Raw genomic sequence first — 7,154 nt, 5'->3', positions numbered from 1 at the left:
CTGAGCCAGGATCAAACTCTCCATAAAAGTGTTTGACTTGCTCTAAAACGTTGTTGCTATTTCGATTCATTCTTGCGAATGTATCGGGCAGTTTCGCTCGTTGTTCAGTTTTCAAAGATCAATGTTTTTCTTGTTTATCGCCCGTGTCTCAGCGGCGACTTTTATAATATATCACAGGGGCCCAATTGAATGCAACCCCTTTTTTATATTTTTTTCGAGCCGTTGTTTTCGCAGCTTAAGAACGGTATGTACGGGCGTTTAAAGCATAACGCGACAGCTCTTTGGGCGATGCGATTCTCGCATACATCCGGAATATGATTTTGTAACGTCTAGCGATTGCTCCCTTAATGTCGCCGTCGAGTCTGGAGTCGTTCAAATCGAGCAGCATTTCGTCGAGTTCTTTGCGAAGAACATAATCAAGTTCCTTGCATTCCTTGTCGTTGAATAGTATTCCGAGCATATCTGTTGCGGCCTCCTTTGGGATGTATAGCGCGTATAGACCGTCCTGAGACGTACAAAAAGGCGGCTCCATCGCTAATGCACATGGACACCGCCTTACTGTTATGCTCAAATAATGGAAATATTATTACACTAATTTAACAATGCTTTCGTTAATGTGCTTTCGACGATCGCCGCAACAAGCAGCGCAATGGTAAGAATGACAATCATCGGAACTGTCCGTATCGCAAAAAACTCGATTTCTTTGCCAATGCCGCTCAGCTTGCCTCGGGAGAATAATAAGCTTCCGCTCGCCCTGAATACGAGACCGCCGAATTTAAGCCCATATGCGCATGCAATCACGATTGCCGGTATCTCGATAATGCCGTGAGGAAGAAGGCCCTTAACAATAACTTCTATTACAGGCATGGCATTCGGATCGGCGGCGATTACTTTCAGCAGATAGCCGATGACCATTCCGTTGACCACCAGGAACAAGAATGGCAATACCCCAAAGAAGGCGCCTAGGTACATAATGAGAATCGATTTGATCGCATTGTTCAAAAAAATGACTAAGCTCAGAATCAGCATTTCGCGATCGGGATCGCCGCCTGAGGCTTTATCCACCATGTCGACCAGCTGATCGAGTCCCGCGATCTGGTTATCGAGAAAGGCTTGAAAATTAGCGTTGGTCCCTCCAAGCACGATCCCCGCAAAAAACAAAATAAATGAAATGGCAATATAACGACGCATATCTTTGAAATGCTGAACGATCGCGCTCAGTTTGAACAATAGACTGCCTCCTTGTCCGAAATAAGATGAATATCTCTCCGGTGTACGAGCATAGATTGTACTACTAATGCCAAATGCTGACGCCTCGCACGGGGCGAGGCGAAGAGAGGAGCGCTTTCCCCCATGAACATGTTCTACGTAATGAACGGCAAGAAGCTGAAAAGGTACTTTTTTATCGTCATCGCACTGGTTTTCTCGGTGGGAATCATCTATGCCGAAAGGGATAATATCACCGTGTTCGCTCCGCAGCAGCCAGCTGCCATCTACAGTGTTCCGACCGACAAGAAGGTCGTCGCGCTGACATTCGATATAAGCTGGGGGGACAAGCGTGCCGAGCCTATTCTCGAGGTGCTGAAAGAAAAAGGCATCAAGCAAGCGACCTTCTTCTTATCCTCCCCATGGAGCCAAGCGCATCCCGAGCTGGTCAAAAAAATTCAAGAAGCCGGCTATGAAATCGGAAGTCACGGCCATAAGCACGACTTCTACAGCAAGCTGAGCGACGAAGAAATCCGCAAGCAGATTCAAACGGCCCATACCATATTATCCGATATTACGGGCAAGCAGCCGAATTTGATTCGTCTTCCAAACGGAGACTTCGACAAACGGGTCCTTCGTATCGCCGAGGAGCTTCAATACAGAGTCATTCAATGGGATACGGACTCCATGGATTGGATGAACATCGGCACGGAAAAAATCATCAACCGCGTCGTGTCCCGCACGCATCCCGGCGACATTATTCTCATGCACGCATCGGATACAGTCACGCAAACGCACGAAGCGCTCCCTTCTATCATCGATCAGCTTCGCGGCGAAGGCTACGAATTCGTGAGCGTGACGCAGCTCATTACGCAAACCGAGACGGAAGGCAGCGCCGTCCAAGACAAACAATCGCAAACGACGCCGGAGAAGCAGCTTTCCTCGGCGGCGCAATAAGACTTATCCGGCCGATTTCGCGGGCACAGCCGCGGAGTCGGCCGATTCTTTTTTGAGCAGACGGTGCATCATCATATTCTGGTACGCATTGCAGATGAATAACGGGAACATCATAAAGACGATCGCGGCAATGTTCGTCTCTCCTTGCAGCGCAGGCCAAGCTTCGACAAAGGTGACGACGAACAACAAGAACATCGTTGGGATAAACGCACTGCGGTTCGTTTGTTTGACTTTGATCCAGGACATGAACAAAGACGCGACAACCACGACTAGCGGCAACACCCAGAAAAACCAGTCGTTCGTGCGGTCCTCATAAAGCACATAACCGAGGCCGAACACCGCGAATGCGGTCGTATAGGCTTGCAGAGCGTTCCAGAGATACTTTTTGCGGAAGACGCTTAGCGCGATATAGTTCAACGTCAGATAAGCGAAGAAGCCCATTTGGCTGAACGCTCCGATCATCAAACCCGATATACCCATCATCAAGGCGTTAAAGCCTGTAACATCGATGCCTAGAAAACCAAAATCTTGGTCCGTAAGCAGCATGACCGAGCCGCATACCACGCAAACCAAGCACCCCACTACCATGGTGCTCCAGAATAAAAAGAACCATTTTCGTATATTCACGCTGAAATATCCCCCTACAAGGTAATTCCCTTTATTTTACCACGATCACATGAAAAAGCTAATGCCGGTCCATGATAAAACGGTGAACAATGCGCATAATAGAAGCGATCAAGCATGGATTTTCACTTAGCATTGACATAGAAGGGAGCGAGCAGGAAATGCGCATTCGTTGGACTTTATCGGCGTCTCTTATGGCGATCGCCTTATTATTATCAAGCTGCGGAGCCGGAGCGTCTGGCGGCCAAGTGCAGCAGATGAGCTACAAAGACATGAAATCGATGGTTATCGACATTCTGAAAACCGAAGACGCCCAGTCGGCGCTTCAGGAATCGGCGGAGCAGCAAAGCGGGTACTCGACTCAGTCGTCGAAGCTTCTGTCGGTCCAGGATCAGGAAGAAGTGCGGCTTGCCGTCAAAGATGTGATCAGCGCCCCCGAATACGATAAGGTCATCAAAAAGCTGATGACGGATACCCGATTCGCCGGCGAATTCGCTAAGGCTGTAAATAAAGAAAACAAGGACATCCACAAGGAACTGATTAAGGATCCGCAGTATCAGCAGGAATTAATCAAGACGATGAAAAATCCGGAGATGGAGAAGCTGATTCTCGAAGTGCTGAAGAGCGCTCAATACCGGAAAGAAGTCATGTCGCTGATGCAGGAGTCGATGCAGAATCCCCTCTTCCGTCTTGAAGTGCTGGATCTTCTGAAAAAAGCCGTTCAGGAAGAGCTGCAGCCGAAGCCGGACGAGAAGGTTCAGAAGCAAGAAGAGCAAGGACAGCAGCAGGAGCAGCAAGGACAAGAGGAAGAGCAGCAAGGCATGGAGGAAGAAGAGCAAGCGCAGGAGGAAGAGCAGCAATAACGTAAGACATCATGCGTTAGAGCAAACATGGTGAAACAGGGTAAAAGCTTAAAGCCCGAGCGGCTGGCAGTCGTCACAATAAGACGCCTGCCAGCACACTCGGGCTTTGTGTTATTCGTTAAGCTTCGCAGCGCTTGATGACGCTGTCCGCCAGCTCCAGATAAAGCCGGCCGGTTTCGGTGTCCGCTTTGTATACGGATGGAGAAAAATCCGGCTCGGACACATGATTGTCCGGCGCGCCGAGCGGAATTTGCGCCAGCAAATCGCAATGAAGCGTCTCCGCCAGCTTGCCGCCTCCCCCTCTGCCGAACACGTATTCTTTGTCTCCCGACTTGGATACGTAATACGACATGTTCTCGACGACGCCGATGATTTCGTGCTCCGTCTTGATCGCCATGGCGCCCGCGCGCGCCGCCACGAATGCGGCCGTCGCATGAGGCGTCGTCACGATGATTTCCTTGCTCTGCGGAATGATCTGATGCACGTCGAGCGCGACGTCGCCTGTTCCCGGCGGCAGATCGAGCAGCATGTAATCGAGCTCGCCCCACTCGATCTCCTGGAAGAAGTTGCGGAGCATCTTGCCTAGCATCGGGCCGCGCCAAACGATCGGGCTGTTGTCCTCTACGAAGAAGCCCATCGAGATGACCTTGACGCCGAACCGCTCGATCGGGATAACCCGCTCGTTCACGACGACCGGCCGTTCTTCGATGCCCATCATGTCGGGCACGCTGAAACCGTAAATATCCGCGTCGATGATGCCGACGCGTTTGCCTTGACGGGCCAAGGCGACCGCGAGGTTGACGGTCACCGTGGACTTGCCGACGCCGCCCTTGCCGCTGGCGACGGCGATGAAGGTTGTCCCGCTGCCGCCTGCAAGCAGCGGGCTAGCCAGATCGGCCCCGTGCCCCTGTACGGGGCCGCCGGCCTTGCCGGCGCCGGCGCTGCCGCCCGGCGCCGCTTGCGCTGCCGCGGGCGCTTGCTGCGCCCCGCCCGCGGCGGCTGGCGCCGCCTCGTCCCGAAACCGGCAATGCACGGTTTCGGCGCCGAGCGGCGCCAGGGCCTCGCGAAGCGAGGCCTCGAGCGCGGGTTGGCGCGCCGCGCTCGCTCCGAGAACCGTCAGCGATACTTGACGGTTCCTTACCATGACATCGCGGAAGCTGATGCCTTCCGCGCCATATCCACCGGAGGCCATCGCCGATTCGATGCCCTCAATTGCTTGCTCGCGTGTAAACATATGTAAGGTCCCACCTTTATGAAATGAGAAATCCTCAGGTCGTGGCTCATCCAAAACCTTCCCGTCTATTATAGCACAGCTTTCCGAATGGGCATAAAACGCCGGCTTGAGCTTTATTTCCCGTTCTGCAGCTCCATGTCCTTTTGCGTGCCGCCGCTTATCTGTTCCCCAGACGTATAGCGCAGTATCCCCTGGTAAATCGATGCCGCAACCTTACGTTGGTAGTCCGAATTCGCGAGCCTCTGCGCTTCCCCGGGGTTCGATAAGAAGCCTACCTCCACAAGCGCAGTCGGGATATCCTTGATCGATTTGATCAAGTAGACATCTCCTACTTTGGAGGCGATTCGAGTCGTGTTCTCCAGATTACGTTTGATCTCATCCTGAATGAATGCCGCAAGCAAACGGTTATCAGGATGGTTTGAAGGATGGAAGAACGTCTGGGCGCCCGACCATTGCTGCTGCGGGATGCTGTTCATGTGGATGCTCACGACGATGGAAGCTCCGCTCTCGTTAATTAGCGCGGCCCTCTTCTTCAAATCCTCGGTCTTACGTTTGCTGTAAGCATTCGCGTCGCCGCTTGCGAGATCGTAATCTCCTTCTCTCGTCATGACGACAATGGCCCCCGCCTGCTGCAAGTAATCGCGCAAATACAACGCAATCGCCAAATTAAGATCTTTTTCGATTACGCCGCTCTTGCTTACCGCCCCGCCGTCGGCGCCGCCATGACCCGCGTCGATCACGATCGTCTTCCCCGTTAGCGGCAGGGTCCAATAGGACCACGTACCCGTGGCGGGAAGGCTTTGGCGAAGCAAGAAACCGGTCAGTAGGATGACCAGCACGGCGAGAGCGATGCGGAGAACCCCTCTGTACGTCATCCAGACTACGAAATGCCGTTTCATCCGGCGCATCAAAAAACCACCTCGTCTTCCATATCGATGAATACCTTGCGTATGGCCTGTCATTGGGCAAGCCGTACGCGCACATTCATGTATATGGGACGAGATGGTCATTTATGAACCAAGCTTTATCGGATGTTCAAAAAGAGCGAGGTTAGCCTACCGGCTGCTCCGTCATACCCTCGATCAGAATTTTCGCGACTTCCGGACGCGAGAATTCCGGCGGCGGGCATACGCCGTCACGCAGCATCGCGCGAACCTTCGTGCCCGACAGCGTCAGATGAGCCGTCTTGTCGTGCGGACATGTCTTGGTTGTTGCCATGTTGCCGCAAGTCGTGCAGAAGAAGCTGTGCTCGAAGTAGAGCGGCGTGATGCCGAGATCTTCGGCCGGAATCGTCTTCAGCAGCTCTTGTGCTTCATATGTGCCGTAGTAATCGCCAACGCCGGCATGGTCGCGGCCCACGATGAAATGCGAGCAGCCATAGTTCTTGCGCACGAGCGCGTGGAAGATCGCCTCGCGAGGACCCGCGTAACGCATCGCCGCAGGGAATACGCCCAGGAATACGCGATCTGCCGGATAGTAGTTCTCAAGAAGCGCCAGGTAGCTCTTCATGCGAACGTTAGCCGGCACATCGTCCGACTTCGTCTCGCCTACGAGCGGATTCAAGAAAAGCGCGTCGACGATTTCCATAGCTGTCTTCTGGATGTATTCATGCGCGCGGTGAACCGGGTTGCGCGTTTGGAAGCCAACAACCGTCTTCCACCCCTTCTCGGCAAACAGGCGGCGAGTCTCGGACGGATCGAAATAAAACTCCTGGAATTTCTCAGGCTTCGGACGATTAAGCACCGTAATCGAACCGCCTACGTATGTGGATGGACGCTCCAACAGCTTCTGTACGCCCGGATGCTCCAGATCGTCGGTTTTGAATACGTTAACCGCTTCAACCTTTTGATCGACCGAGTAAATGCTCTCCACGTCGATTACGCCGTACGTCACGCCGTCTTCGCCGATCAGCGCGGCTTTGTGTCCGATCTTCAGCTCGTTAGCTTTGGCTTCGTCTACAGCAAGCGTGATCGGAATGCTCCATACGAGTCCGTTCGCAAGCCGCATGTTATGAACGACCGACTTATAATCCTCTTCGTTCAGAAATCCCGTAAGCGGAGAAAATGCGCCTACGCCGATCAAATCCAAGTCGGAGATCGTCCAAGCGTTAATCGTGATGGGAGTTAGAGCTTGCGCTTCCTTCAGAAGCGACTCGCGTTCTGCGCCTTCGGCGATCCGGTTAACCAGCTCGCCGCCATGAGGTAGAATTTGACTCATAATCGATAAAAGCCTCCTAATATTTGCAAAAAGCAAATTAATCAATGGATCCC

8 protein-coding genes are annotated in these 7,154 nt (G+C 52.8%); 2 read left to right on the top strand and 6 right to left on the bottom strand.

Annotation, left to right across the window (positions count from 1 at the left end; all coding sequences use genetic code 11):
• Positions 1-235 precede the first annotated feature (235 nt).
• Together NQZ67_RS26025 and NQZ67_RS26020 are read right to left on the bottom strand one after the other, a co-directional pair.
• On the bottom strand, positions 236-460 hold the full coding sequence (locus tag NQZ67_RS26025) for a hypothetical protein (RefSeq protein WP_257451750.1): 225 nt from the start codon (positions 458-460) through the stop codon (positions 236-238).
• A gap of 131 nt (positions 461-591) precedes the next feature.
• Entirely contained in the window at positions 592-1,230 is a 639-nt protein-coding gene (locus NQZ67_RS26020; RefSeq protein ID WP_257451748.1) for a stage II sporulation protein M, read from the bottom strand.
• Between the two features lie 123 nt (positions 1,231-1,353).
• On the opposite strand from NQZ67_RS26020, the gene pdaB reads away from it, so the two are divergent.
• Positions 1,354-2,163 carry a polysaccharide deacetylase family sporulation protein PdaB gene (pdaB, locus tag NQZ67_RS26015; RefSeq protein ID WP_257451746.1) on the top strand — a complete coding sequence of 270 codons (810 nt, stop codon included), beginning with the start codon at positions 1,354-1,356 and terminating at the stop codon, positions 2,161-2,163.
• Positions 2,164-2,166: 3 nt separating this feature from the next.
• On the opposite strand, the gene NQZ67_RS26010 is transcribed toward pdaB, so the two are convergent.
• Positions 2,167-2,790 carry a KinB-signaling pathway activation protein gene (locus tag NQZ67_RS26010; RefSeq protein WP_257451743.1) on the bottom strand — a complete coding sequence of 208 codons (624 nt, stop codon included), beginning with the start codon at positions 2,788-2,790 and terminating at the stop codon, positions 2,167-2,169.
• Between the two features lie 158 nt (positions 2,791-2,948).
• Between NQZ67_RS26010 and gerD the strand changes: the two genes are divergently transcribed.
• Entirely contained in the window at positions 2,949-3,650 is a 702-nt protein-coding gene (gene gerD / locus NQZ67_RS26005) for a spore germination lipoprotein GerD (protein WP_257451741.1), read from the top strand.
• Between the two features lie 118 nt (positions 3,651-3,768).
• Here the strand turns inward: gerD and salA are convergent, their stop codons facing one another.
• The 3 genes from salA to sat form a co-directional block, all read right to left on the bottom strand.
• The gene (salA, locus tag NQZ67_RS26000) at positions 3,769-4,884 is read right to left on the bottom strand and encodes an iron-sulfur carrier protein/transcriptional regulator SalA (protein WP_257451740.1); all 1,116 of its coding nucleotides are present in this window, start codon (positions 4,882-4,884) and stop codon (positions 3,769-3,771) included.
• Positions 4,885-4,997: 113 nt separating this feature from the next.
• Positions 4,998-5,792, bottom strand: coding sequence for an N-acetylmuramoyl-L-alanine amidase CwlD (gene cwlD, locus NQZ67_RS25995; RefSeq protein ID WP_257451739.1), 795 nt, complete (start codon positions 5,790-5,792; stop codon positions 4,998-5,000).
• A gap of 142 nt (positions 5,793-5,934) precedes the next feature.
• Positions 5,935-7,101: a sulfate adenylyltransferase gene (sat, locus tag NQZ67_RS25990; protein ID WP_257451737.1), complete on the bottom strand. Its 1,167-nt coding sequence runs from the start codon at positions 7,099-7,101 to the stop codon at positions 5,935-5,937.
• Positions 7,102-7,154: the final 53 nt, after the last annotated feature.

The organism is Paenibacillus soyae (assembly GCF_024623455.1).
GTDB lineage: Bacteria > Bacillota > Bacilli > Paenibacillales > Paenibacillaceae > Pristimantibacillus > Pristimantibacillus soyae.
The sequence above is the reverse complement of the archived record's forward strand: the minus strand, read 5'-3'. Positions and strand labels throughout refer to the sequence as shown.

Bases quoted from the DNA above. Each gene is read 5' to 3' on its own strand.
- NQZ67_RS26025 (WP_257451750.1), bottom strand. From the start codon at position 460: ATGCTCGGAATACTATTCAACGACAAGGAATGCAAGGAACTTGATTAT.
- pdaB (WP_257451746.1), top strand. From the start codon at position 1,354: ATGAACATGTTCTACGTAATGAACGGCAAGAAGCTGAAAAGGTACTTT.
- gerD (WP_257451741.1), top strand. From the start codon at position 2,949: ATGCGCATTCGTTGGACTTTATCGGCGTCTCTTATGGCGATCGCCTTA.
- salA (WP_257451740.1), bottom strand. From the start codon at position 4,884: ATGTTTACACGCGAGCAAGCAATTGAGGGCATCGAATCGGCGATGGCC.
- cwlD (WP_257451739.1), bottom strand. From the start codon at position 5,792: ATGCGCCGGATGAAACGGCATTTCGTAGTCTGGATGACGTACAGAGGG.
- sat (WP_257451737.1), bottom strand. From the start codon at position 7,101: ATGAGTCAAATTCTACCTCATGGCGGCGAGCTGGTTAACCGGATCGCC.